Consider the following 24,517-nt stretch of genomic DNA (forward strand, 5'->3'; position numbering starts at 1 on the left):
AATGCAGACCTGGCTTGTGATGGTTCTTACGACTTTGCCCCATGCCGGGGTGGGTGTGCCAGTGGAGGAACGCCACGGTCAGGGGTTCCTCAGAGACAGCCCAGGTGGGCGGCGATGCCACGCACTTCCGCCTGGGCGGTGATGGCAGCAAGGGCCTGCTCGAGGTTGCCGTTGCTCACTTCATGGGTGATCACAACGATTTCGGCCCCTGCATCACTGGCGTCGAACTGCACGATCGACTGGATGGAGACACCGTGCTGGCCGAAACAGGTGCCGATCTGGCCGATCACGCCGGGTGCATCCTCTGTCTGGAAACGCAGATAGTTGCGTTGGCGGATCGCGCCGCTGTCCACCAGGTGGCAGGCGCGCCAGCTGCTAGCCGCCAGCAGGGGATCGAGGTTGCCGTCCGCATCGTCGAGTTGGCGGATGCCGGCGATGTTGAGAATGTCAGCCACCACCGCGGAAGCGGTGGGTCCGGCCCCGGCTCCCGGTCCGTAGAACATCACCCGACCGATCGGATCCCCTTCCACCAGGATCGCGTTGTTCACCCCATGCACACCGGCGAGGGGGTGGTCGTGGGGCACGAGCGTGGGTTGCACGCGCACGGCCAGCGGCAGGGCATTGCTGCTGGCGTCACGGCCAGCGCCATCCATCCGCTCGGCCACGGCCAGTAGCTTGACGCTGTAATCCAGTTGGGTGGCGTAATCCACATCCCGGCCCTGCAGGCTGCTGATGCCGGCGGTGGGAATGCCGCTGCGGGGAATCGGCCCACCGAAGGCAAGACCAGCGAGGATCGCGATCTTGTCGGCCGCATCGAGCCCATCCACATCGGCGGCCGGGTCGGCTTCCGCATAGCCCAGCTCCTGGGCCTGACGCAGCACCTCGGCGTAGTCGGCGCCCTCCTGGGCCATGCGGCTCAGGATGTAGTTAGTGGTGCCATTGATGATGCCGCTGACCCGCTCGATCCGGTTGCCGCCGAGCGACTGCTTGAGCGGCTCAATGATCGGGATGCCGCCACCCACCGCCGCTTCAATCAGCACATACACACCGGCAGCGGCGGCAGCGGCAGCGATTTCTTCGCCATGGCGGGCGATCACCGCCTTGTTGGCGGTCACCACCGATTTGCCCGCGGCGATGGCGCGCATGATCAGGGTGCGGGCCGGCTCGAGCCCTCCCATCACCTCCACTACAACCTGCACGGCGGGATCGTCCACCACCGCCTCCGGGTCGGTGGTGAGAACGGCGGGATCCAGCTGCACCGGTCGGGGCCGATCGAGATCGCGCACCGCCACCCGCACGAGGTCCAGGTCGGCCACCAGGGGATGACGGCCATCCGGCGTTTGAAGAATCTCGGCGACGCCGCCACCGACGGTGCCCAGGCCCAGCAGGCCGATGCCGATCCTCGTCGTCATGGCGTCGTGTCCGATCCAGTCGTCAATCCAACGACTTTATGCAGCGGTGGGATCGCTGGAACGGCTGAGTTGCGCGGCCTGGGCCTGCATCATGCGCAGGATGTTGAGAAAGCCGTTGGCCCGGGACGGTGTGAGGCTCGCTTGGAGGCCGGTGGCGGCGATGAAGCTGGGATCAACGGCTTGCACTTGGTCAGGGCTGAGATCACTCAGGCCCTGGATCAACAGAGCGAGCAGTCCCTTGGTGATCAGGGCGTCTGAGGCGCCCTTCCACTGCACGCTGCCATCCACCAGCTTGGCGTCCACGAACACCTGCGAGACGCAGCCCTGCACCTTGCGCTCCTCGGTCTGCAACTCCTGGGGCATCTCCGGCAGTTTTTTGGCCAGCCAGAGCACGTATTCGTAACGCTTGCGTGGATCGCTGGTGCTGCTGAGCCGCTCCACCAGCTTGTCCAGGTTCGGGCTGCCGTAGCGGCTGACTGCGCTGTCCCGTTCCTGCATCGCGTCTCAACCCTGGCGTGAGCGCCGAACCCTAACCAGCCAGCCGGCGCTGCCGATCAGGGCGACACCGCCGAGCAGCCCTGCCGATGGCCAGAGCTCCCGGGGGTGGTGGGGCCCTTCGCTCACCTGGTCGAGTTGCACCCGGCCCTGGCGAACCGGCAGTTCCAGATAGTCGCGATGCCCGGGGCCTCCATCCACCTGCAGTTCCACGCTGCCGTTCTGAAGCTCAGCCGGCAGGGTCACCTGGAGGCGGCCCTCGCCGTCCATGCGGCCCAGTTCGGCACCGGGGCTGCCATCGGCCTTGAGAATCCGCACCACCGCATCCTTGGTGGGTTCACCGGATGAAAACGTGCTGCTCAACTCCAGCGTGCCGTTCAGGTAGGTAAGGGTGCTCTCAATGGCGTGGGCCGAGGCCGGGCGAGGCATCAGGGTCAGCAGGCTGCCAAAGCCCAGGAGCAGCAGCAGGCCGAAACGGGAGGCGGCAGGCATGGCATGGGGATCAGAGGACTTCATCCTGAGGGATCCGCCGCTGTTGCGCCAGATGTCCTTGAGAGTCAGGCCTGAGTGTCAGCGGGCGGCTGACCAGCGGCGTGCACTGGTGGAGCGGGGCGCTTGCACCATCGTGCCCATGGCCTGCAGCATCATTTCCAGGGCCTGACTTCCTTCACGACGACCGGCCAGTTCCCGGGCGATCACCTGTTGGGCCAGGGTGGGCGCATCCTGGCTGTGCTGTTCCAGTCGCTGGGCGGGACTGATCGGATGGGCCTCAGACACGACATCGCAATGCACTGTCGCCATCCTGTCAAAAGACCCCGGTGTTGATGGCTGTGGTGCGTGTTGCTCAACAGCCTGTAAGGCGTGTGCAGCCGCGTTCGCTGATCCAGCCATGAAACGGTTGATCCCAGGGGTCCCTGGGCAGCGGTTTCTGGCTGACGCAGGCGTCGGGCAGCACCACCAGGGCCGGCACGGCTCGCCAGGCCGGTTGGGCGCGCAGACGGTCGTAGTAGCCACCGCCGTAACCCAGCCGGAGGCCCGTGCGATCGATCGCCAGGGCCGGCACCAGCAGCAGCTGGAGTTGATGGGGCTTCATTGGGGGGCGGTTGATGGGTGCAGGAATTCCGCAGCCGTCGCGTTCGTTCAGTGCGTTGCCATCCCAGGGGCGATAGCTCATGGCCCCCTGGCTATCGCTGCAGGGCAACGCCAATGACCAACCCTGCAGCTCCGGTAAGAGCGGCAACAGATCGGGTTCGCCGGGCAGCGGCCAATAGAGCCCGATGTAGCCATGATCCGGGCTAAAGGGTTTGGGGCCGCTGGATGGCGACACCACCTGCAGCAGCGCTGAGCGAATCGCCTGGTCATCCCGCTGCTGGCGCAGGGCACGGAACTGACGCCGCAGGATTGGTTTGGTTGGAGCAGTTGGGGTCATGGCAGCAGGCCCCAGCGCCCCATGAGTGGTAACTGCAGAGCTAAGTGCTTCTGATCGGATGGCCAAAGCACCAGGAGCTCCTGCTGCAGTTCCCCCATCAGGGCCGGGGACTCATCTTCACGGCGCCGCAAGGCCGACCAGGTGCTGATGAATCCCAACAGTTGATCGACCGTCCAATTCAGTTCAATGCGCAGGTTGGGAGGAACGGGGCGGCTTGACACCGGGAAGGGCAGATCGGCGTACCGCTGATTCACATGGACGCGTTCGGGTGGCCACAACCCTTGAAGTCGCTCGTGATAAAGCTCATCGAGCCAGCGCTGCAAGGGCTCGGGGGCTCCCTGCAGCGGGTCGTAGCCCAGCCAGACCAGCAATCCCCCTGGCTTCAGCACTCGACGAGCTTCCTGGTTGAATCGGGGCACATCAAGCCAGTGGATGGCCTGAGCAACCACCACAGCATCCACGCTCGAGCTCTCCAGACCACTGGCTTCAGCGGACGCCACTCGGTAACGGATGCGGGGATGGGCAGGGGCTGCGGCGATCTGCGCTGGGCTGAGGTCGCTGGCTTCAACCCGGTCAAATTCAGCAGCCAGGCCAACACTGGCTTGACCACTGCCGCAGGCCACATCCCAGCAGCAGTGATGAGCGGGAGCTTGTTGTGCCAGCCAATGGAACAGGGCCTTGGGGTAGCAAGGACGGGAGCTTCGATAGGCCTCGGCCACCGCATCGAACCAGCCGTGGTCAAGGCTGCTGCTCATCGCTGGAACCAGCCGGTGAGCGCCACCGCCAGGGCATCAGCGGCATCATCGGGCCGCGGCGGCTCGCTCAGATCGAGTTCGCGCATCACCGCCTCCAGCACCTCATCCTTGTCTGCATGGCCATGACCGGTGAGCGCCTGCTTGATCTGCATCGGCGGAAACTCCACGGCCGGAATGCGGAAGCGAGCCAGGGTCATCATCAGCACGCCGCGGGCTTGCACCACCGCAATCGTGGTGCTGGAGCGGTAAAAGAAAAACTTTTCCACCGCCGCCAGATCAGGTTTCCAGCTGCGGATCAGCAGGCGCAGATCGTGGGCGATCTCCACCATTCGCTCACCCTCGCTTCGGCCGGGGTCGGTGCGAATCATGCCGCAGTCGAGCATGCGCTGCTGGCCCGGCACCTTGGCTGAGCGAGCCGTCACCTCGATCAGGCCGTAGCCCACGCGGGCGAGGCCTGGGTCAAGACCGAGGATCCGCATGGGGCCTGACGGTGACGGGTGCGTCAGGCGGCCAGCGCCAACTCGAAGGCGCCGCGATCGTTGCTTTCACCCCGCTCGAACACCTTGCAGAACACTTTGACGACGCGGTCGCCGGAATCCACCTGCTCAAGCGGATCCTTGCGGAGGCGGTGGCGGAGGCAGCAAGAGGCGACGCGGGCCACATCCTCTTCACTGACCTCGGTGCGGCCCTCAAAGGCTGCCAGGGCGCGGGCGGCCCGATTGGTGACGATGTCGCCGCGCAGGCCATCCACGTCCAGCTCACCGCAGATCGCCGAGATGCGCAGGCGCAGGTCATCATCGATCTGCACCTGGGACAGGCGGCCCTGGGCCTCCACCACCCGCTGTTGCAGCGCCTGCTGATTGGCTTCCACTGCTGCACTGAAGCCATCCGGATCATTGTCGAAGGCGGTGCGCTGATCCACCACCTGCACGCGCAGCTCGGGATCACGCACCGTGCGCACCTCCACGCTCATGCCAAAGCGGTCGAGCAGTTGCGGGCGGAGTTCGCCCTCCTCAGGGTTGCCAGAACCGATCAACACGAAGCGGGCGGGGTGGCGCACCGACACGCCCTCCCGTTCCACAGTGTTCCAACCCGAGGCGGCGGAATCGAGCAGCACATCCACCAGGTGATCATCGAGCAGATTCACCTCATCCACATAGAGCAGGCCGCGGTTGGCCTTGGCCAGCAGCCCGGGTTCAAACGCACGAACCCCCTCGCTCAGCGCTTTCTCGATGTCGATCGTGCCGCAGAGACGGTCTTCGGTGGCGCCCAGGGGCAGGTCCACCATGGGCACCTGGCGGGTTTCGGTGGTCAGGGTCTCGCCATGCTCCAGGCGCTGGCGCACCTCACTGCTCTGGAGATCGGGGTCGGTCGCCGAGCTGTTGTAGGGATCGCCGGCCACCACCTCGATTCCTGGAAGCAGGTCGGCGAGGGCGCGAATCGTGGTGGATTTCCCGGTGCCACGGTCGCCCATGATCATCACGCCGCCGATGCGGGGGTCGATCACATTGAGCAGCAGGGCCAGCTTCATCTCCTCCTGGCCGATCACGGCGGTGAAGGGGAAGACCCTGCGCTTCCGGGTTGAACTCACGGGCTGACGCTCGGCACAGGGTTGGATTGTTTCACAGGCAGGATGGAGAGCACCTGGGGTGGCGTCGCATCAGCGGGATAGATCAGACGCACCCGCACCCGGCGGCTTTCACCCGGTGCGAGCGTCACCGTTCCCAGCGCCGGACCCTCCTCCCCTTGGCGCAGCACCAGATGGAAGCGGCGCGCTCCGGCCGGCCGGCCCTGGCTGCCGTCCAGGCCGCTCACCTCGATCGGCCCGCGGAACATCACCGGGCCTGTGGCCGGCGATTGGAAGCGCAGGCTGCGGTTGGTGCTGCCGTTCTTGAAGGGAGATTCCAGCGCCACCACGACCCGGCGCCGCCCCGGCCCGGGATTGCGCAGGGGGAGGGTGAGGTCATATTCCACGCCGTAATTCCCGTGGGCGGCCCAGGCCGTGCCCTCGGAGAACACCTTCAGCTCGGCGGTCTGCACCTGTCCGGTGCCGAGATCGCCCCGATCCAGGCTGCTGATCGGCCAGGAGATCGGCGCCTCCTGCACATTCAGGCTGTTGGCGCCGGGATCGGTGAGGGTGGCTTGCCAGAGGCTGCCAACCTGCACGCCGCTGACGCGGGAATACACGATCTTGCCGGTGCTGCCCCTGGGCGTGGGCTTGTGTTCTTTCGGACTGAGCGTTCCGGAGGCCAGCAGCTTCTGCCAGCGAGCGAGGGTGGGGGCGCGTTTGCCGCTGCCGTAGGCCGCCAGGGTGGCGAGATGGATCGGGCCGGAACTGCGCAGGCGCATCTGCAGATTGCGACCATTGAGCAGCGGATCCAGGCCGGCCACCGGAATCGGCAGCATCACCAAAGCACTGGCTTCGCCGGGAGCAATCTCCCAACGGCTGGACAGCTCCGGAGCCCGTTCGCGGCGCAGGAGATCGCCGGCTACCCGGCTGCCGGGCCCGGCAGCGATCGGCGTGCTGGTTTCCGCCATCAGGTTGGGAAGCGGCAGGAACGGTGCTGCGGTCTGCCCCTTGCGGGTGGCCTGGGAGAGGGAGGTGCTGCCGCCGAGAAGCTCCAGCGTCACCGGTTGGTCACCCACCGGCTGCACCAGCACCGCCAGCCAGAGCTTTGAGTTCAGCTCTCCCGGCTTGCCGGCATACACGTGATGGCTGAACAGATCAAAGCGACCGTTGAGGGCGAGGTTGAGGCCTGGAGCCTCGGGGAAGGTGGAGAGCAGGATGCCCTCGCCCGTGATCAGCTCGGGATTGTTGTCGTTCACCATCAGCACGCCATCGAGCTGACCCGGCAGGGGGCGCACCTGCTGCTGGCGCTGCTGGAAGCTCACCGCTGGTGGGGAGGCTGCAGGGCCGCGGCCGTTCGCCCTGGCTGCAGGCAGGGGAGCCAGCACCAGGGGAAGGGCGGCGAGGGTGCGAAGCAGGCGCGGGGCCGTCATGGCTGCGGTGGAGCTGGCGCCACTGTTTTAGGTGACTTGCGCGGGAGCGGCGGTTTGGGCTTGAGCACCGGAGCCATGGCGGCAGCCATCGAGCGGATCAGTTCGGTGGAGCGGGGGTCATTGAAGGGGCCCTTCACCAGAAAGGCCGCGACGGCCCGACTCCCATCGGGCAATTCGATCAGGCCCGCATCGGCGTAGGCGATGCCGATGTCTCCAGTTTTGTTGAGCACCCGGTAGCCCTTTACCATCAAGCTGTCATCCGGTTCTCCCTGTTCACCGCCCAGGCCCTTGAGCAGGCCTCCCGGCAGCAGGCGGTTGGTGCGCGAGGTGCCCATCACCTCCCGAAACAGATCGCGGCTGCGGGTGCTCAAGACCTCGCCGGTGTCCACCAGGGCGATCGAACGGGCGAGATCGCGGGCGCTGGTGGTGTTGGTGCCCTCCAGATCGGGCAGCCAGTTGTTCACCACCGTGGCGCTGAGGCCCAGGGCGTTGAAGCGTTGATTGAGCAACTCCTTGCCCCCGACCCGCTCGATCAACAGATTGGTGGCGGTGTTGTCGCTGACCCGGATCATTTCCGTGGCCACTTCGTGGGTGGGAAAGCGACTGCCCAGAGGTTTCGAGGCCATCCAGCCCGCGCCACCACCCACCGTGGTTTTGCTGAGGGTGAGTGGTTCGTTCCAGCTGAGGTCGCCGGCATCGAGCAGCTCAAGCGCCACCAGCAGGATCGGGGTTTTGATCGAGCTGGCGGCGGGCAAGGCCGTGTCAGGGCTCAGTTCCGCGTAACGCCCATCATCGAGCTTCAGCAGAAAGGCGCTGGCCTGCAGATCTTTCTCAGCGGCTGCCAGCGCTCGCCAGCGTTGGCTCAACGCGGTGATTTCCTCCTTGGTCTCGAAGCGACCCAGGCTGGTGGCCATGGTGCTGGCGTTGTTGGTGGTCTGGGGCTGGCGTCCCGGGGTGAGGGCCGCCCCCTGAAGCAGATCGAGATTGAGCCAGGCGGGGAGTGTCACGTTGCCCTGCTGCACCTGGGGCGCCAGCATCTTCAAGGCGGATCCGCTGATCACACCCAGCCCCACGCCCATCAGCAGCAGGCGCAGCAGCAGCAGGAGGGGGCGGCGCCAGCCAGGATCTTGGCGTCTGGAACGGCTGCTGCTCACCGGGGGGTTGCGTTGGGTCGCCCGAGGTTAAGAGCGTTGTTGCTTGAGTGCCCAGCGCAATTGACGCACCATGCCGCGGAGCATGGCCACCTCATCGCTGCGGATCAGGGCCCGTTGCAACAGCGCCCGCACTTTGGCCATGCGGGCATGGGCGGTGTGCTCCAGCAGGAACCCCGTTTCCAGGAGCAGGCTGCGGGCCGCCTCAAGGCAATCCTCCAGTTGTTGCGGCGCGGCCGGATCCAGATCTAGATCCAGCGCAGGGGCGGCAACCGGTTGGCGCCGGCAACGTTCGAGCTCGTGCAGCACCACGGCCACGGCGTGCGAGAGGTTGAGGGAGGGGTAGTGGGGATCGCTGTAGAGAGCGATCACCCGCTGGCTGAGTAGTAATTCGTCATTGCTCAAGCCGCGGTCCTCGCGCCCGAACACGAGGGCAGCGGCGGCCTGGCTGTTGGCTTCCGTTGCACCATGGTCAGCTAGAAGCCAGGGCAGCACCTGTTCCGGTGGGTGCAATGGGATCGTGCCGTGATCGATGCGACCGCAGGTGGCAACCACGCGGCGGCAACCGTGGAGAGCGCTGATCAGGTCGGGATAGTGCGTCGCGGATTCCAGAACGGTCTGGCCATGCACGGCCATGCGGCGGGCCTCCGGGTCGGCGGGGTTGCAGCGGGGCGCCACCAGGCGCAGATCGGTGATGGCGTAGTTGGCACAGAGGCGGGCGACGCTGCCCAGGTTGATCGGTCCAGCTGGCTCCACCAGCACCACACAGAGTCGCGGTGAGCCAGGGGCGTTGACCTGGCTCATTCCAAAGTTTTCAGGTAAGCGAGCAGATCGGCCATCGTCTGAGGCTCCACCTCAAAACGGGGCATGGGAGGGGTGGCGCCGCTGACGACCTGATGAATCAGCGACGGATCACTGCGACGGTCCGCCACGCCGTGAAGGTTGGGGCCCACAAGCCCCTGGGCGGCAATGCCATGGCAGCCGGCGCAGTTGATGCGGAACACCTGCCCGCCGTGGTCCGCATCGCCGTTAAGCATGCGAGTCGCCTGCACATAGGGATCGCGGCTGGCATTGCCCATCACCCAGAGCACCAGCACGATGCAGGCAACAGCCGCCAGGATCACCAGCCCGGCGATCAGACCCCGATTGCGACCGGCGGGCGCTGCAGCGGTTGATGACGGTGTCATCGCGAAGGCGTCCTGGCCATGGAACAATTGTGCTCAATCTTTTCATCGGGCGCGACTCCATGATCGAACCCCTGCTCTGCGGCATCGTTCTCGGTCTGATCCCGGTCACCCTGCTCGGCCTGTTTGTGGCGGCCTGGAATCAGTACCGCCGGGGCAGTGCTCTGGGAGGCTGAGCACCAGCACGCCACAGCTGCCGTAGCGCCTTCGATCGATCAGATCCCAGCACCCATCAAGGCTGGGTGGTTCGCGGCTGGCGTGCTCGCAGATCACCAGAGCCCCCGGCCGCAGCCATGCGCCGCAGCGGAGCGCTTCCAGCCCTGGGCCATAGAGCTTGGCGGCGTAGGGAGGGTCGAAATAGACCAGATCGAAGCCAGGATCTTCGCTGGGGCGACCGCGGCTCAGCCAACGGACCAGATCGGCGCTCACCACCTGCACTTTGGGGGTTGGTTCCACGCCTGAGGCGGTGCTGTCTAGGTTGACGCGGCAGATCGCGGCCGTGCCGCGGTGGTGTTCGATCGCCACCACGCGAGAAGCCCCACGTTCGATCGCTTCGCAAGCCATCACGCCGCTGCCGCTGCACAGATCCAGCCAATGGCATCCCTGCAGGCGCGGGGCAAGCCTGTTCATCACGGCGGCGCGCACCATCCCTGTGGTCGGACGGGTCTCGGGCCCGCGTGGGCTCTGCAGCCGTCGACCGCTGCTCAGTCGGAGCTGCCCCTTCGCGCCGCCCTTCCGGCTCACACCTTCACGCTGAAGTGCCGGCCGGGGGAGCGCCGTGTTGCAGCCAGCTGAGCCAATGCTGGAGCAGGCGTTGGCCGGCGCGACCCGATTTCTCCGGGTGGAACTGGCAGGCGCCGATGCGGCCTTGCCACACAATCGCGGTGGCGTCGCTGCCGCCAAAGGGGGCGGTGGCGGCGCGCACTGAGGCGTAGTTGGGATAGGCCGCATAGGAATGCACGAAATACATCCATGCCTCAGGATCGTCGGGATGCAGCACCGGGCAGGGATGGAGCCGCTGCAGACGGGCCCAGCCCATATGGGGGATCCTCTCGCCAGCATCGTCGGGCAGTCGGGTGACGCGCCCGCTCAACAGGCCGAGCCCTTCGCGCTGGCCTTCTTCGCTGCTGTCAAACAGCAACTGCAAACCCAGGCAGATGCCCAGCAATGGTCGGTCCTGCTTGCCCCAGAGCTTCAGCTGGGGCACCAACCCAGTGGCCTCAAGCTGCTCCATGGCGGGGTCAAACGCCCCCACGCCAGGAAGAATCAGCGCATCGCAGCGCTGCAGATGGTCTGGAGTCTGAACAGTGTTCAGGCTCACATCCAAACGTTGGAAGGAGGTCTGCACAGAGTGCAGGTTCCCCATGCCGTAATCGATCAGGCCGATCCGCAAGGGTGACGGCGCGTTCAGAGATATTTGGAGATGGTGCCCGAGAGGGTGGCTTTGGGCACAGCGCCCACCACGGTGTCCACCTTCTGGCCGCCTTTGAAGACCATCAAGGTCGGAATGCTGCGGATGCCGTACTGACTGGCAACGTTGGGATTTTCGTCGGTGTTGAGCTTGAAGACCTTGATCTTGCCTTCAAATTCCTTGGAGATCTCATCCACGATCGGAGCCACCATGCGGCAGGGGCCACACCAGGGAGCCCAGAAATCCACCAGCACGGGCACGTCGCTTTGGAGGACGTCCTGTTCGAAGGATGCGTCGGTGACGGCAGCTGCGCTGGACATTCGATCTGACCGTTGGTTGAGCGAAATTTAGCAACCGGGATCGGGATTTTTTCAGAACAGCACCCGTGCTGGTGTGAACTGTGATCCACCGTTGCCGGGAAGACAAAAAGCCCGAACGCGTCGGGCCGGGGGGTGTGAGGAGTGTGTGGGCCGAAGCCCCCACGCCAGAAGATTAACGCTTGTCTTGCGCCTCTCTGGTGAGACGCAAGGTGAATGCTGGTGTGTGGGTGGGCTTACTTGCCCATGCCCAGTTGCTGCGCTTTCTGATAAACCTTGCCCTCGGTGAGCAAGGACGGAGCGACGACCACCTCCACTTGCTGCATGTCGCGGAGCGTCTGGGCGCCGAGCGTGCCCATCGAGGTTTTGAGGCAGCCGAGGAGGTTGTGGGTGCCGTCATCGAGTTTGGCGGGGCCGCGCAGGATCCGCTCCAGGCTGCCCGTGCTGCCCACGTTGATTCGGGTGCCCCGTGGCAGCACGGGGCTGGGGGTGGCCATGCCCCAGTGGAAGCCCCGACCCGGGGCTTCTTCCGCTCGGGCAATCGGCGATCCGATCATCACCGCGTCGGCACCGCAGGCGATGCATTTGCAAATGTCACCACCGGTCACGATGCCGCCGTCGGCAATGATCGGCACGTAGCGGCCCGATTCCTGCTCATAGTCCGCCCGAGCGGCAGCGCAGTCGGCGACCGCGGTGGCCTGGGGGATGCCTACACCTAAAACGCCGCGCGAGGTGCAGGCTGCGCCGGGGCCGATGCCCACCATCACACCGGCAGCGCCAGCGCGCATCAGTTGCAGGGCCACGTCATAGGTGACGCAATTGCCGATCACCACCGGCACCCCCATGTCGCGACAGAGGGCTTCCAGGTCGAGGGTGTCCTGCCCTTCCGGGCCGATGTGATTGGTGGAGACCACCGTGGCCTGCACGAAGAAAAGGTCGGCCCCGGCTTCGGCGATTGCCTTGCCGAAGCGCAGAGCTGCCACAGGCGTGCCGCTCACGGCGGCAATGCCTCCTTGGGCCTTGATCGCTTCGATTCGCTGGCGGATCAGCTTCTCCTGCACGGGTTGGCTGTAGATCTCCTGCATCAAGGGCACGAAGGCGTCTTTGCCCACAGCGGCAATCCGATCCAGCACGCTGTTGGGATCCTCGTAGCGGGTCTGGACCCCTTCGAGATTCAGAACGCCGAGAGCACCCAGTTCAGAGAGGCGCACGGCCATATCCACATCCACGACGCCATCCATGGCGCTGGCGATGATTGGGATCTCCCGTTCGATGCCCCCCAGGCTCCAGCGGGTGTCTGTGACCTCCGGATCGACGGTGCGACCGCCTGGAACCAGGGCGATTTCATCGATGCCATAGGCCCGGCGAACAACCTTGGAGCGACCGAGCTGAATGTTCACCGCGAGCCAATGAAGAATCGAGACAAACTACCAAGCGGCGCCCTGATCACCTGGTGATCGCCGCATCAGCTCATTGTGTCGATGGGCCGCCGTCGCCACGGAAGGCCTGCCAGCGCTGGCTCAGTCCGGAGATCACTTTGCGGCGCTCGTCGCTGCGGATCAGCCTTGTGACGCTGAACCAGGCAAGCCAGGACACGCCAACCAGTTCGAACAGGCGTGGCGCCAGGGGCACGCTGGCAATGGCCGCCAGCACGGCGCTGTAGATGCGCAGCACCAGAATCAGTCCCACCAGGCCACCGGCGAGCAGCAACGGCTTGCGCAGGCGTTGCCAATGCTCTCCCAGATTTTGCTCCTGCCACCAATCGCCAATCTTGGCGCTCAGCAGCTCCCATTCCCCACCAGATTCTGTCGCGTTGCCGTTGTCGTCCTGGTCCTTGGTAAGGGCGGGAATCGTGACCTGACTGGCGATCGCCGGGTCGAGCGCAGGTGCTGCCTCGACGGGTTCCGCTTGAACTGGTTCCGCCTGAACGGGCTCAGGCGTGGCGGGCTCTGCCTGGGCGGGGGTGCTGCTGGTGGGGTCGGTCGTCATGGCAGGCCGCGCGGATCAGGGCTCGGAGCATAGGGGGAGTGGCCCCTGCGGGACTGTGCCGGTCGCGATAAACTGAGTAGCGGCAATCAGGTCTTTTATGGCGGATCCAGTGGGGCCCGGCAGCGGCGGTCCCGGCGAGTCCGACGACCGGATCATTCAGACCGATCTACGCAATGAGATGTCGCGCTCCTACTTGGAGTACGCGATGAGCGTGATCGTTGGGCGGGCTCTGCCCGACGCCCGCGATGGCCTCAAGCCGGTGCATCGGCGCATCCTTTATGCCATGTATGAGCTGGGGCTCACCAGCGACCGGCCTTACCGCAAATGCGCCCGTGTGGTGGGTGAGGTGTTGGGTAAGTACCACCCCCATGGCGACACCGCTGTCTACGACGCTCTGGTGCGCATGGCCCAGAGCTTCTCGATGTCGATGCCCTTGATCGATGGGCACGGCAATTTCGGCTCGGTCGACAACGATCCGCCGGCGGCGATGCGATACACCGAATCGCGCCTGCAGGCTCTTACCACCGACAGCCTGCTGGAAGACATCGAGGCGGAAACGGTTGATTTCGCCGACAACTTCGACGGTTCCCAGCAGGAGCCGACCGTGTTGCCCGCCCGGATCCCCCAGCTGTTGCTCAATGGCTCTGCCGGCATCGCCGTGGGCATGGCCACCAACATCCCGCCGCACAACCTGGGCGAGTTGATCAATGGGTTGCTGGCCCTGATCGAGAACCCGGAGCTCGATGACAACGCCCTGATGCGCATCATTCCGGGGCCCGACTTTCCCACCGGCGGTCAGATCCTCGGGCGCAGCGGCATCAAGGAGACCTACCTCACGGGCCGTGGCTCGGTGACGATGCGGGGGGTGGCGGCGATCGAGACGATCGAGGCCCCGGGGCGTCCTGATCGCGATGCGGTGATCATCACCGAGTTGCCGTATCAGACGAACAAGGCGGCGCTGATCGAGCGCATCGCCGAGATGGTCAACGACAAGAAACTCGAAGGCATCTCCGACATCCGCGATGAGAGCGATCGCGATGGCATGCGCATCGTGGTGGAGCTGCGTCGGGACGCCTACCCCCAGGTGGTGCTGAACAACCTGTTCAAGCTCACGCCTCTGCAGAGCAACTTCAGCGCCCACATGCTGGCGCTGGTGAATGGCGAGCCGATCCTGCTCACCCTGCGCAAGATGCTCGAGGTGTTCCTCGAGTTCCGGGTCGAGACGATCGAGCGGCGCACCCGCTACCTGCTGCGCAAGGCCGAAGAACGCGACCACATTCTTCTGGGCTTGCTGCTCGCCCTTGATCAGCTCGATCCGATCATTGCCCTGATCCGGGCAGCCCCCGACACCGCAACGGCCCGCCAGCAGCTGCAGGAGCGCCATGGCCTCAGCGAGATTCAGGCCGATGCCATCCTGCAGATGCAGTTGCGACGGCTCACGGCTCTGGAGGCCGACAAGATTCGCCTCGAACACGAAGATCTCGTTACCAAGATCGCCGACTACAAAGACATTCTCGGCCGGCGGGAGCGGGTGTTCGGGCTCATCCAGGAGGAGCTCACTCAATTGCGCGATCGCTATCCGATCGAGCGGCGGACGGAAATCCTCGACCTTGCCGGCGGGCTGGACGATATCGATCTGATCGCGAACGAGCGCTCGGTGGTGTTGCTCACCGAAACCGGGTATCTCAAACGGATGCCGGTGAGCGAGTTTGAGGCCACCAGTCGCGGCACCCGCGGCAGGGCCGGCACCCGCAGTCAGGGTGAGGAGGCCGTGAAGTTGTTCATCGGCTGCAACGATCACGACACGCTGCTGTTGTTCAGCGACCGGGGCGTGGCCTATGCCCTGCCGGCCTACCGGGTGCCCCAATGCAGCCGGACCGCTAAGGGCACGCCGGTGGTGCAGCTGCTGCCGATTCCACGCGAAGAGTTGATCACCTCGCTGCTGGCGGTGTCGGAATTCAACGACGACACCGATCTGTTGATGCTCACCCAAGGGGGCTACATCAAGCGCACGCGCCTGTCGGCGTTCAGCAACATCCGCTCCAACGGCTTGATTGCGATCGGGCTTGAGGACGGTGATGCCCTCACCTGGGTGCGGCTGGCGGTGCCCGGCGACAGCGTGCTGATTGGATCGCGGGCGGGCATGACCATTCACTTCCGTCTCAGCGATGATGAGTTGCGTCCGCTTGGGCGGACGGCTCGCGGTGTGCGCTCGATGAATCTGCGCGAGGGCGATGCGCTGGTGAGCATGGATGTGTTGCCCGTGGAGCTCGCCGATCGGGTGGCCCAGAGTTCCGACGACGGCGGTGAGGCGGATGCGGAGGACGGACCCACGGCCTCCGAGGGCCCCTGGGTGCTGGTGGCCTCGGCTTCCGGCCTGGGCAAGCGGGTGCCGGTAACCCAGTTCCGCCTGCAGAAGCGGGCTGGGATGGGGCTGCGGGCGATCAAGTTCCGCACCGACAGCGATGTTCTGGTGGGATTGCGCGTGCTTGGTGCGGGCGAGGAAGTGCTGCTGGTGAGCGAGAAGGGCGTGATCGTGCGCACCAGTGCCGATGCGATTCCGCAGCAGTCGCGCGCCGCCACCGGTGTGCGCCTGCAGCGACTCGACAAGGGCGATCGCCTCTCGGAGGTGGTCTTGGTGCCGCCTGAGGCGGAGTCCGACGACTCGGAGTCCGATGCCGCGGAGTCTGACGAGCCGCAGGACAGCTGACCTTGGTGACTGGCCAGGTTGCTTCCGGCTGTGTGGATGTGCTGGTGCTGGGGGGCGGTCCTGCCGCCCTCTGCATCGCCTCAGAATTGACGCAACGGGGCGTTGTGGTGGCTGGTCTCGCCCCGGACCCCGTCGAGGCTCCCTGGCCCAACACCTATGGCATCTGGGCTGATGAGCTCAAGCCCCTGGGTCTGGAGTCTCTGCTCGGGCACCGATGGAGTGACACGGTCAGTTATTTCGGTGCGGGTGGATCCCCGGCCCAGAACCAGAGCACACCCCATCGCCTCGACTACGGCCTCTTGGATCGGGCCGCTCTGCAGCGCCACTGGCTGGATCGGGCGGTGGGGGTGACCTGGCATCAGGACCGTGCTGAACGGGTGTTGGCTGGGCCTGCAACCACCACAGTGCGTTGCGCCTCGGGCCAATCGCTCACGGCCCGGCTGGTGATCGACGCCTCCGGCGCGCGCACGCCGCACATCCAGAGGCCGGATCAGGGCCCGGTGGCGGGGCAAGCGGCCTATGGCGTGGTGGGCCGGTTCTCCAGCAACCCCATCGAAGCGGGCAGGTTTGTGCTGATGGACTACCGCTGCGATCACCTCAGCGCAGCGCAGCGCCGCGAACCGCCCACCTTTCTCTATGCGATGGATCTGGGCGATGGGGTGTTCTTTGTGGAGGAGACCTCCCTCGCCCTGGCGCCGGGGGTTCCTTACGACGTGCTCAAGCAACGGCTGCAGCAACGGCTCGATCAGCGCGGTGTGGCCATCACCGAGGTGCTGCATGAGGAGTTCTGCCTGTTTCCGATGAATCTTCCGCTTCCCGATCGCAGTCAGCCGCTGCTGGCCTTCGGTGGGGCGGCGAGCATGGTGCATCCCGCCTCGGGCTACATGCTGGGGGCGTTACTGCGACGCGGACCCGATCTCGCTCAAGCCCTGGCGGCGGCGCTGGCGAATCCAGGCCTGGGGTCAGCCGCTTTGGCACAGCGCGGCTGGCAGGCGCTCTGGCCTGCCGAACTGGTCTGGCGTCATCGCCTCTATCAGTTCGGTTTGGAGCGGTTGATGGGCTTCCCTGAGGGTTTGCTGCGCCGTCACTTCGCCACTTTCTTTGCCTTGCCCACGGAGGATTGGTTTGGCTTCCTCACCAACACCCTGCCCTTGCCGCGGCTGATGGCCGTGATGCTCAAGCTGTTTGCCCTTGCGCCCTGGGAGCTGCGGCGCGGCCTGGTGCTGGGGGCCGGGACCGCTCAAGCACCCAGCTTTCGCCAGTCAGCCGGTTGAATCAGGGGGAAGAGGGCATCCTCCTCTTCCACGTGCTCCAGCCAGTGCTCCGGTAAGTCGTCGCGCCGATCGATGGCGGCCATCAGGCGCCAGAAGCGTTCGAGGTGGCGTTCGATCCTCTCTCTGGCGAGTTCGGTGGTGGTGCCGGCCCGCAGGATGAAGCTCCAGTCGGAGGACTGGGCCAGCAGCAGCTCCCGGCCCGCCTGGTGCAGCAAGCGCAGGTCCGCTTCGCTGGCCACGCCGCGGCTGCAACGCTCCACCATTGCGCGTCCGGCCCGGCTCCATTCCGGCACGATCCAGGCGTTGCTGTCGTTGAGCCAGTAGTCATGGAAGCCCCCCTGCCCCCAGCTCGACGGGCAGGGTTCACAGAGCTGGAGCTGGGGCTGATCCGCCAGCACCCCGCGCAGGGTGGTGAAGCGCACGTCCTCCCTGGCCGCTTGGCGAAACAGCTCGGCAAGAAAACGGGGCCCCTCAAACCACCAGTGGCCGAAGAGCTCCGCATCGAAGGGCGCCACCAGCAGGGGCGGTATGGCCATGCCGGCCTGGAGGCGCTCCAGCTGGGTTCGACGACCCTGCAGATAATCGCGAGCGTGCACCTGGCAGCGCTGGTTCGCGGCCTGCGGCTCGTAGGGCAGTTTCTGATCGAGGGGGGCGTTGAGGTCGCTGACGCGGTGGAGTTTGAGGCCGAGGGGGCGCTGGCCGGGCAATCCGAGGCTGGTCAGGTCGTCCTGGGGGAGATCCCAGCCGAGATCGCGATGAAATTCGCGGTAGGCGGGATCGCCGGGATAGCCGTCCCGGGCCGACCACACCGGCAGGGTGGCGTCGCTGTCGCGCCCGAAGAAGGCCACACCCTGGCGGCTCACGATCGGGGCGTAGACCCCGTAGCGCGGACGCGGTGTGGCATGGAGCAGGCCATGGCCATCGAGCACGGCGTAGCGCAGCCCCGCATCGCGCATCCAGTGATCCAGGCCTTCGTAGTAGGCGCATTCCGGCAGCCAGATGCCCAGGGGGCGTTCCCCGATCAGGCGGTGGTGTTCGCGCACCGCCGTGCGCAGCTGGGCCCGAACGGCCTCCGGGTGTTCGCGCAGCAGTGGCAGGTAGCCGTGGGTGGCCCCGCAGGTGAGCAGGTCGAGCACCCCTTGCTGCTGCAGGGCGGCGAAGCGGCGGATCAGGTCGCCGTCGCAGGCGTTCCAGCTCTCGAGATGGCGTTGGAAGCCGGCGGCCAGGTGTTCAGCGGCCTCGCGCTGGTCGTCCGGGGCTTTCTCGAGCAACTGCAGGCGGATGGCGATCCAGCCCGGGAAGCGCTTGCGCAGGGTGGAATCGGCCAGCAGCGAGAGCAGGGTGGGCGAGAGCCCCATGGTGAGTCGGGGCTGCTGATCCGCTGCAGCAGCAGCCTGTTCGAGCACCTCCAGTAGGGGCAAATAGCACTCGATCAGCGCCTGAAAGAACCAGTCCTCCTCCAGCGAGTCGGGCTCCGTGGCGCGCACGTAGGGCAGGTGGGCGTGGAGAACCAGGGCCAGGGATCCTTCGGCCACGATCCATCCATACCGGGGCATTGAATCTACTGGCACCTCCTGCTCAGGCTGGTCACCTAGAGTGGGCTAACTCATAGTCATTCCGACTAACAACCGTCGAGGCTGCTGCCATGGCCAAGGACCCCGGCCGCGTTCTGATCTTCGACACCACCCTGCGGGATGGTGAACAGTCGCCTGGCGCCAGCCTCAACCTCGAGGAGAAGCTGGCCATCGCGCAGCAGCTGGCCCGGCTCGGTGTCGACATCATCGAAGCCGGATTTCCCTTTGCCAGTGCCGGCGATTTCGAGGCGGTGCAGCGCATCGCCCAACAGGTGGGTGGTGCGCAGGGGCCAATCATCTGCGGTCTCGCCCGCGCCTCCCGTGGCGATATCAAGGCCTGTGCCGATGCGGTGGCTCCAGCCCCGCGCCGCCGCATCCACACCTTCATCGCCACCAGCGACATTCATCTCGAGCACAAACTGCGCAAGAGCCGCAAGGAGGTGCTGGCAATCGTTCCCGAGATGGTGGCGTATGCCCGCTCCCTGGTCGATGACGTCGAGTTTTCCTGTGAGGACGCCGGCCGCAGTGATCCGGAGTTTCTCTACGAGGTGATCGAGGCAGCGATCGCGGCTGGTGCGGGCACGATCAATATTCCCGACACCGTCGGTTACACCACCCCGGCGGAGTTCGGTGCCCTGATCGCCGGCATCGATCAGCACGTGCCCAACATCCAGGAGGCGGTCCTGTCGGTGCATGGCCACAACGATCTGGGTCTGGCCGTGGCCAATTTCCTTGAGGCGGTCAAGAACGGCGCCCGTCAACTCGAGTGCACCATCAATGGCATCGGCGAACGGGCCGGTAATGCGGCCCTGGAGGAGTTGGTGATGGCGCTGCATGTGCGCCGCCGCTACTTCAATCCTTTCTTTGGTCGCGACGAGGAGTCCCCCACGCCGCTCACGGCCGTTCGCACCGAGGAGATCACCAAGACCTCCCGCTTGGTGTCGAATCTCACCGGCATGGTGGTGCAACCCAATAAGGCGATCGTGGGTGCCAACGCCTTCGCCCACGAGTCGGGCATTCACCAGGACGGCGTGCTCAAGAACCGCCTCACCTATGAAATTGTCGATGCCCGCACCGTCGGCCTGAGCGATAACCGCATCTCTCTGGGCAAGTTGAGTGGTCGCAGTGCCGTGCGCGCTCGCCTGGAGGAGCTGGGCTACGACCTCAGCCGTGAGGATCTCGATGAGGCCTTTGCTCGCTTCAAGGATCTGGCCGATCGCAAGCGTGAGATCACCGATCGCGATCTGGAAGCGATCGTGAGCGAGCAGGTGCAGCAGCCCGAGGCCCGCTACCAGCTCAAGTTGGTGCAGGTGAGTTGTGGCAGCAGCCTGCGGCCCACGGCCACCGTCACCCTGGCCAACGAAGAGGGACGGGAGCAGACCACGGCCGCGATCGGCACCGGGCCAGTCGATGCGGTGTGTCGGGCGCTCAACGCCCTGGCGGAGGAGCCCAACGAGCTGGTGGAGTTCTCGGTGAAATCGGTCACTGAGGGCATCGACGCCATGGGGGAGGTCACGATTCGGCTCCGGCGTGAAGGGCAGCTGTTCTCGGGGCACTCCGCCGACACCGATGTGGTGGTGGCGGCGGCTCAGGCGTTCGTCAATGCCCTCAACCGCCTGGTGGCTGGTGCGTCCCGCTCCGCCATTCATCCCCAGCGCGATCATGCGGTCCTGGAGACCCGCCCGAGTCTCTGAACACCATGACCACCCGCGTGCGCGCCCGTTTCGCTCCGGTCCTGCAGCTGTTGGTGCTGATTCTGTTGGCGCTTGTGGTGCTGGTGCCCCTGCTCTGGTTGGTGAGCACCTCCCTCAAAGGTCCTTCGGAAGACATCTTCACCAGTCCCCCGGCGCTGTTGCCTTCAGCACCGAGCCTTGAGGCCTATAGCCGCCTCTTCCGCGACAACCCACTGGGGCTCTATCTGATCAACAGCACGATCGTCAGCGTGTTGGCGGTGGTGGCCAATTTGCTGTTTTGCTCCCTGGCCGCCTACCCCCTGGCGCGCATGCGCTTTGCAGGCCGTGGCTTGGTGCTAGCCCTGGTGGTCGCCACCATCCTGATTCCCTTTCAGGTGGTGATGATTCCCCTCTATTTGTTGATGGTGCAGCTCGGCCTGCGGAACACCTTGCTGGCCCTGGTGATCCCCCAGGCCGCCACCGCGTTTGGCCTCTACCTGCTGCGTCAGAGTTTTCTCGCCGTGCCCGTGGAGCTGGAGGAGGCGGCTCGCATCGATGGGTGCAGCAAACTTGGTGAGTGGTGGAACGTGATGATCCCCGCGGCTCGGGCTGATCTGATCACCCTGGCGATGTTTGTGTTCATCGGCACCTGGAGTGATTTCCTTTGGCCGCTGGTGATCCTGGATGACCCCCAGCTCTATACCCTTCCCCTTGGACTGCAGCAGCTGGCGAGCAGTTTTTCGCTCGACTGGCGCATCGTCGCTGCCGGCTCGGTGGTATCGATTTTGCCGGTGCTTGTGCTGTTTGTGTTGCTGCAGCGCTACATCCTTCCAAGTGCCAGCAGCGATGCGGTGAAGGGTTAATCCTGGCTTGGCGGACCACTGCCAGCAGGGGGTTGGGGTGGCAGCAGGAAGGGTTGGCGGTTGAGCTCGGCCTGGCGTTTCGCCTGCTGCCGTTCCCGTTCTCGGGCTGCCGCCTGTTCCGTTTCCAGTGCTTGCAGCAGATCGCTGAATTGCGTGTCCAGCGCCTGTTGCCGTTGCCTCAGGTTGCCCATCTGCTCCTCCAACAGCTGACGGTTGTTCACCTGTTCTCGCTGCTCGATCGCCTCGACCCGTTCCCTGAGGCGGCGCAGGGCGCTGCTCTGCTGCCCCAGCGCCTGCCAGAGCACAACAAACAACACCGTCAGCAGGGCAGTGAGAGCGGCGGGAAGAAGACTCCAGCGGGGTCCAGGCATGTCAGCTGAGCCTGCTTCAGTTGCAGCCTTGTACGGAGATGCGGTAGCTGAAACCGGTGGAATTGGGATCGCTACCGGTGCCAATCTTGAAGTTGATTTGGCTCACGGTCTTGCCCTGGGGAGCGGTGAACGGGCCGAACATGCGCCCTTTGCCGATCGGCGGCGTCATTGATTCCTGCACAACGCGCAGATTGCTGCCGTCGGTGAATTTGAGAAAGGCCTCCACCGGATAGGTGCCACTGGCGGTGGAGTCAGCGGTGAAGAAGAGCTTGTAGCTGCGGTAGGGGCCGTTCACCGCGAAGTCGGTGTTCCAGTTGGTGCGGCCGATCAGCTTCGGCTTGCCCACCCGTTTGGTCACGATGTTGCTACTGCCGTTCCCCCCCACCGGTGGCAGGAAGGTGCAGGCTGCCTTCGCAGCGGGGGCAAGACCGACGACGACGGCGAGGGCCATCGCTGCCCCGAAACCGCTGACCTGATGGGGAGTGCGGCGGATCATCGCTCCAGCAATCAACTGCTTGCTCTCTAGCAGTGCACCGTTGGGATGGCCCATGCCCTAGACCATGAACGTGGGTGAGGACAAACCATGGCCTTGGCGGATCTGGATCGGTTGCTCGAGCTGCGCGGCCAGGACCCGGAATTGGCGCAGGTGATGGCCGAACCTCTGGCGATGGACCAGTTGATCGCTCTGGCGGCGGCTAGGGGCCTGGCGGTGACGGAGGCGGATGTGCTCGCGGCTCAGGAGCGCGCAGACGCGGCGATGGCGCCGCAACAGTTGCAAGAACGTGTCGCACAGGAGGCCCGGCGCTTACGCCATTTCATTCAGGGGTGACCGTCGGGCCACGCTCCAGGGGGTGATCACTTGGGGTGGTCTTGATGACGTGAGACGGTGTCGCTCGACACGGCACGCTGATGCACGTCCCGCCGAATCTTGGTCGGGATTGCGAAGGATGAGACGTGACGTTCTGGAAAGATTGGGCTCCTGCGGAGCAGGCAGTGCGGGCAACCGTTGAATGGTTCCGTGAAGATGACAACTTCACCCTGATCTGCCACCGCGATCCCGCCGATCCTGTTGATCAGGACTCTTTTCTGTCTTGGGATGATCTGATCGGTCAGCGCTGACCAGGCATCAGCCCAGTTGATCGGCTCGTGTTGAGCCTGTCAGCACTCGCTGACCGATGGTCACCGCTTCGCTGCCGCTACCTAGGACTACGGTGACCTCTCCGGTTCGTCATGGCTTCGTTCACCATCTCCATCGACGGTGGCTCCAGCTTCAGTTGCGCCGATGACCAATACATCCTCGATGCAGCTGAAGAGCAGGGCATCGATCTTCCTTATTCCTGCCGCGCAGGCGCCTGCAGCACCTGTGCCGGCAAGATCCTCAGCGGCAGTGTGGATCAATCCGATCAGAGCTTTCTGGATGATGATCAGATCGCCAAGGGATATGCCCTCCTCTGTGTGAGCTATCCCCTGAGCGATTGCAGTGTGAAAACCGACGTCGAAGACGAGCTCTGATCTCAGCGCAGCATCACGACATCGGGGGTTTCATCCATGACCTGCCCCATCCAGCGGGCATGGGTGACAGCCCCCTCGTGGCTATGGAAGGCCCAGGCTGAATCGGGCGAGGTGACGTTTTCAATCCGTTGGTCCTTTTCATTGACGCGGAAGTAGGTGCCGGCTTTGGGGCTGCGGAGCACATAACGCTCAAGATGGGTGGCCGTCATGCCGTTCTCGATGAGACTCATCCCATGCCTAGCGGTGCCGCTGCAGGCGTTCGGCTGTCTTCGTAATTCCTCCATTTTTCTGCCCGCGAATGTTTTCCTGCGCACCTCAAGGGCTGCTCCCCCCGGGCTGACCTGCTCAGCCAGGCAGTGGTGAGCGGCGGCTCCAGCAAAGGTCCTGCGGCGCCTCCAGCCAGCTCTGGTGGCCACCATTGCGGAACCAGGGCTCGGCCTGCGGCGTCAGGGGAGGCAGCTCCAGGTCCCATTGGGCAGCGAAATAGGCCGCAGCTTCTGTGGCGGTCGCCGCGTGGGGTTGCTGCCAGTGCACGAGGGCGAGCCGGGTGGCGCGGATCGTGAGGATGGCCATGCGGTCCCCTTCCGTTGCCTCAGTCCGGGGTTCGATGCGCTCGTTCACGTCTTCGTTCAGCACGAACAGTCGAAGCGGAGAGGGGCTGTCGCGTCCGTCCAGGTCGTATTTGTTGAGGTAGAGGCTGCGGGCTCGCTGAAACAGGGGGGAGGGTGCCGTGTGCATCAGCCGCTCGAAGGCGGCCTGAAGGGAGCGGCTGCTCATGACAAGGGGTGAGGGGCGTGGGATGATGGTGACAGTTCCCAGGGTGGACCAATGGAGGATCCAGGACGCTCCGTTTATCGGCTCGCGTCCCTCGATGGAGCTCCCCATCCGGTCTTGGATGCCCCCTACGACTCCCTGGAAGCGGCTGAGTTGGCCGCGCAGAGCTGGTGCGCCGGCCAGGGGCGGCTGTCGGGGCTGGCGGAGCGGGGGATTGCGGTGGAGGTGCAGACCCGGGCCGGGGTCTGGCGCACCGTGGACTACCCGCTGAGCTGCCTGAGAAGCGCTAGACATGAATCAGCGTGGCGCTGATGACGTGCAGGTGAGCGTGGATCTCTGTGTGGTGCCCCTGGGTGTTGGCGTGTCGTTGGCGCCCTATGTGGCCGCCTGTCAGGAGGTGATCGAGGCGGCCGGCCTCGACCATGAACTCGGTCCGAACGGCACAGCGATCGAGGGTGAGTGGGAGGCGGTGTTCGCCTGCGTGCGGGACTGTCATGACGCCGTGCATCGGCTCGGTGCGCCGCGGATCTACACCACGCTCAAGGTGAACACCCGCGCAGATCGTGAGCAATCGTTCCGCGAGAAGGTGCCCAGCGTGGAAGCCAGTCGGGGCCAGCGTTAGG

Annotated in this window: 30 protein-coding genes and 1 pseudogene; 9 read left to right on the forward strand and 22 right to left on the reverse strand. The window is 65.1% G+C overall.

All coding sequences use genetic code 11. The features are described from left to right. Positions 1 to 89: 89 nt before the first annotated feature. The 12 genes from SynWH8101_RS04230 to SynWH8101_RS04285 all read right to left on the reverse strand — a co-directional run bounded on the left by SynWH8101_RS04230 (position 90) and on the right by SynWH8101_RS04285 (position 9,429). Positions 90 to 1,412, reverse strand: a complete 1,323-nt coding sequence (locus tag SynWH8101_RS04230) for a homoserine dehydrogenase (protein ID WP_130128696.1) — start codon at positions 1,410 to 1,412, stop codon at positions 90 to 92. Between the two features lie 36 nt (positions 1,413 to 1,448). After that, positions 1,449 to 1,910, reverse strand: coding sequence for a SufE family protein (locus SynWH8101_RS04235; protein WP_130128697.1), 462 nt, complete (start codon positions 1,908 to 1,910; stop codon positions 1,449 to 1,451). A gap of 6 nt (positions 1,911 to 1,916) precedes the next feature. Then, a complete protein-coding gene (locus SynWH8101_RS04240) occupies positions 1,917 to 2,399 on the reverse strand; it encodes a hypothetical protein (protein WP_254428043.1) in 483 nt (160 codons plus the stop codon). A 78-nt stretch (positions 2,400 to 2,477) separates the two neighbouring features. Beyond that, the gene (locus SynWH8101_RS04245; protein WP_130128699.1) at positions 2,478 to 2,684 is read right to left on the reverse strand and encodes a hypothetical protein; all 207 of its coding nucleotides are present in this window, start codon (positions 2,682 to 2,684) and stop codon (positions 2,478 to 2,480) included. Between the two features lie 67 nt (positions 2,685 to 2,751). Then, complete coding sequence (locus tag SynWH8101_RS04250) at positions 2,752 to 3,336, reverse strand: 5-formyltetrahydrofolate cyclo-ligase (protein WP_130128700.1); 585 nt, start codon at positions 3,334 to 3,336, stop codon at positions 2,752 to 2,754. After that, a complete protein-coding gene (locus tag SynWH8101_RS04255; protein WP_130128701.1) occupies positions 3,333 to 4,091 on the reverse strand; it encodes a class I SAM-dependent methyltransferase in 759 nt (252 codons plus the stop codon). The genes SynWH8101_RS04250 and SynWH8101_RS04255 overlap by 4 nt, the downstream gene beginning before the upstream one ends. Then, complete coding sequence (ruvC, locus tag SynWH8101_RS04260; RefSeq protein ID WP_130128702.1) at positions 4,088 to 4,570, reverse strand: crossover junction endodeoxyribonuclease RuvC; 483 nt, start codon at positions 4,568 to 4,570, stop codon at positions 4,088 to 4,090. Before ruvC ends, SynWH8101_RS04255 begins: the two co-directional genes overlap by 4 nt. A gap of 23 nt (positions 4,571 to 4,593) precedes the next feature. Further along, entirely contained in the window at positions 4,594 to 5,682 is a 1,089-nt protein-coding gene (gene bchI, locus SynWH8101_RS04265; RefSeq protein WP_130128703.1) for a magnesium chelatase ATPase subunit I, read from the reverse strand. Continuing rightward, complete coding sequence (locus SynWH8101_RS04270; RefSeq protein WP_130128704.1) at positions 5,679 to 7,091, reverse strand: DUF3370 domain-containing protein; 1,413 nt, start codon at positions 7,089 to 7,091, stop codon at positions 5,679 to 5,681. The genes bchI and SynWH8101_RS04270 overlap by 4 nt, the downstream gene beginning before the upstream one ends. Then, complete coding sequence (locus SynWH8101_RS04275) at positions 7,088 to 8,245, reverse strand: serine hydrolase (protein WP_130128705.1); 1,158 nt, start codon at positions 8,243 to 8,245, stop codon at positions 7,088 to 7,090. Before SynWH8101_RS04275 ends, SynWH8101_RS04270 begins: the two co-directional genes overlap by 4 nt. 27 nt (positions 8,246 to 8,272) lie before the next feature. Then, a complete protein-coding gene (locus tag SynWH8101_RS04280) occupies positions 8,273 to 9,046 on the reverse strand; it encodes an RNA methyltransferase (RefSeq protein ID WP_130128706.1) in 774 nt (257 codons plus the stop codon). Further along, the gene (locus SynWH8101_RS04285) at positions 9,043 to 9,429 is read right to left on the reverse strand and encodes a cytochrome c (RefSeq protein ID WP_130128707.1); all 387 of its coding nucleotides are present in this window, start codon (positions 9,427 to 9,429) and stop codon (positions 9,043 to 9,045) included. The genes SynWH8101_RS04280 and SynWH8101_RS04285 overlap by 4 nt, the downstream gene beginning before the upstream one ends. A gap of 59 nt (positions 9,430 to 9,488) precedes the next feature. On the opposite strand from SynWH8101_RS04285, the gene petG reads away from it, so the two are divergent. Beyond that, positions 9,489 to 9,602, forward strand: coding sequence for a cytochrome b6-f complex subunit V (petG, locus tag SynWH8101_RS14380; protein ID WP_006041770.1), 114 nt, complete (start codon positions 9,489 to 9,491; stop codon positions 9,600 to 9,602). 22 nt (positions 9,603 to 9,624) lie between these two features. Here the strand turns inward: petG and SynWH8101_RS14385 are convergent. The 5 genes and pseudogenes from SynWH8101_RS14385 to SynWH8101_RS04315 form a co-directional block, all read right to left on the reverse strand. Next, positions 9,625 to 10,170: pseudogene (locus SynWH8101_RS14385) on the reverse strand (RsmD family RNA methyltransferase); the annotation flags it as partial. A gap of 4 nt (positions 10,171 to 10,174) precedes the next feature. Beyond that, entirely contained in the window at positions 10,175 to 10,819 is a 645-nt protein-coding gene (gene hisH, locus SynWH8101_RS04300; RefSeq protein WP_130128709.1) for an imidazole glycerol phosphate synthase subunit HisH, read from the reverse strand. Positions 10,820 to 10,833: 14 nt separating this feature from the next. Then, entirely contained in the window at positions 10,834 to 11,157 is a 324-nt protein-coding gene (gene trxA / locus SynWH8101_RS04305; protein ID WP_007098263.1) for a thioredoxin, read from the reverse strand. A gap of 233 nt (positions 11,158 to 11,390) precedes the next feature. Next, on the reverse strand, positions 11,391 to 12,554 hold the full coding sequence (locus SynWH8101_RS04310) for a GuaB3 family IMP dehydrogenase-related protein (RefSeq protein WP_130128710.1): 1,164 nt from the start codon (positions 12,552 to 12,554) through the stop codon (positions 11,391 to 11,393). A 70-nt stretch (positions 12,555 to 12,624) separates the two neighbouring features. Next, complete coding sequence (locus SynWH8101_RS04315; RefSeq protein ID WP_130128711.1) at positions 12,625 to 13,143, reverse strand: CAAD domain-containing protein; 519 nt, start codon at positions 13,141 to 13,143, stop codon at positions 12,625 to 12,627. Positions 13,144 to 13,240: 97 nt separating this feature from the next. On the opposite strand from SynWH8101_RS04315, the gene gyrA reads away from it, so the two are divergent. Next, the gene (gene gyrA, locus SynWH8101_RS04320) at positions 13,241 to 15,853 is read left to right on the forward strand and encodes a DNA gyrase subunit A (protein ID WP_130128712.1); all 2,613 of its coding nucleotides are present in this window, start codon (positions 13,241 to 13,243) and stop codon (positions 15,851 to 15,853) included. Between the two features lie 5 nt (positions 15,854 to 15,858). Continuing rightward, on the forward strand, positions 15,859 to 17,127 hold the full coding sequence (crtL, locus tag SynWH8101_RS04325) for a lycopene beta cyclase (RefSeq protein ID WP_254428044.1): 1,269 nt from the start codon (positions 15,859 to 15,861) through the stop codon (positions 17,125 to 17,127). Here the strand turns inward: crtL and SynWH8101_RS04330 are convergent. Then, the gene (locus tag SynWH8101_RS04330) at positions 17,094 to 18,662 is read right to left on the reverse strand and encodes a glycoside hydrolase family 57 protein (RefSeq protein WP_130128713.1); all 1,569 of its coding nucleotides are present in this window, start codon (positions 18,660 to 18,662) and stop codon (positions 17,094 to 17,096) included. The two genes, crtL and SynWH8101_RS04330, sit on opposite strands and share 34 nt — an antisense overlap. A gap of 110 nt (positions 18,663 to 18,772) precedes the next feature. On the opposite strand from SynWH8101_RS04330, the gene SynWH8101_RS04335 reads away from it, so the two are divergent. Together SynWH8101_RS04335 and SynWH8101_RS04340 are read left to right on the forward strand one after the other, a co-directional pair. Further along, positions 18,773 to 20,395: a 2-isopropylmalate synthase gene (locus SynWH8101_RS04335; protein ID WP_130128714.1), complete on the forward strand. Its 1,623-nt coding sequence runs from the start codon at positions 18,773 to 18,775 to the stop codon at positions 20,393 to 20,395. 5 nt (positions 20,396 to 20,400) lie between these two features. Continuing rightward, positions 20,401 to 21,237, forward strand: coding sequence for a carbohydrate ABC transporter permease (locus tag SynWH8101_RS04340; RefSeq protein ID WP_130128715.1), 837 nt, complete (start codon positions 20,401 to 20,403; stop codon positions 21,235 to 21,237). Here the strand turns inward: SynWH8101_RS04340 and SynWH8101_RS04345 are convergent. Both SynWH8101_RS04345 and SynWH8101_RS04350 read right to left on the reverse strand, forming a co-directional pair. After that, positions 21,234 to 21,608, reverse strand: a complete 375-nt coding sequence (locus tag SynWH8101_RS04345; RefSeq protein ID WP_130128716.1) for a signal protein — start codon at positions 21,606 to 21,608, stop codon at positions 21,234 to 21,236. The genes SynWH8101_RS04340 and SynWH8101_RS04345 overlap by 4 nt on opposite strands. A 16-nt stretch (positions 21,609 to 21,624) precedes the next feature. After that, on the reverse strand, positions 21,625 to 22,158 hold the full coding sequence (locus tag SynWH8101_RS04350) for a hypothetical protein (RefSeq protein WP_130128717.1): 534 nt from the start codon (positions 22,156 to 22,158) through the stop codon (positions 21,625 to 21,627). A gap of 33 nt (positions 22,159 to 22,191) precedes the next feature. On the opposite strand from SynWH8101_RS04350, the gene SynWH8101_RS04355 reads away from it, so the two are divergent. Both SynWH8101_RS04355 and SynWH8101_RS04360 read left to right on the forward strand, forming a co-directional pair. Beyond that, complete coding sequence (locus SynWH8101_RS04355) at positions 22,192 to 22,437, forward strand: Nif11 family protein (protein WP_130128718.1); 246 nt, start codon at positions 22,192 to 22,194, stop codon at positions 22,435 to 22,437. Positions 22,438 to 22,838: 401 nt separating this feature from the next. Further along, positions 22,839 to 23,120: a 2Fe-2S iron-sulfur cluster-binding protein gene (locus SynWH8101_RS04360; protein WP_007100237.1), complete on the forward strand. Its 282-nt coding sequence runs from the start codon at positions 22,839 to 22,841 to the stop codon at positions 23,118 to 23,120. A 2-nt stretch (positions 23,121 to 23,122) separates the two neighbouring features. Here SynWH8101_RS04360 and SynWH8101_RS04365 read toward each other — a convergent pair whose 3' ends face one another. Continuing rightward, positions 23,123 to 23,350, reverse strand: a complete 228-nt coding sequence (locus SynWH8101_RS04365) for a hypothetical protein (protein WP_130128719.1) — start codon at positions 23,348 to 23,350, stop codon at positions 23,123 to 23,125. Between the two features lie 115 nt (positions 23,351 to 23,465). Next, complete coding sequence (locus tag SynWH8101_RS04370) at positions 23,466 to 23,897, reverse strand: hypothetical protein (protein ID WP_130128720.1); 432 nt, start codon at positions 23,895 to 23,897, stop codon at positions 23,466 to 23,468. 51 nt (positions 23,898 to 23,948) lie between these two features. Between SynWH8101_RS04370 and SynWH8101_RS04375 the strand changes: the two genes are divergently transcribed. Together SynWH8101_RS04375 and SynWH8101_RS04380 are read left to right on the forward strand one after the other, a co-directional pair. Beyond that, positions 23,949 to 24,206, forward strand: coding sequence for a hypothetical protein (locus SynWH8101_RS04375; protein WP_130128721.1), 258 nt, complete (start codon positions 23,949 to 23,951; stop codon positions 24,204 to 24,206). Between the two features lie 4 nt (positions 24,207 to 24,210). Beyond that, entirely contained in the window at positions 24,211 to 24,516 is a 306-nt protein-coding gene (locus tag SynWH8101_RS04380) for an MTH1187 family thiamine-binding protein (RefSeq protein WP_130130338.1), read from the forward strand. The last annotated feature ends 1 nt before the right edge of the window (position 24,517 follow it).

The organism is Synechococcus sp. WH 8101, from assembly GCF_004209775.1.
Lineage (GTDB): Bacteria > Cyanobacteriota > Cyanobacteriia > PCC-6307 > Cyanobiaceae > Synechococcus_C.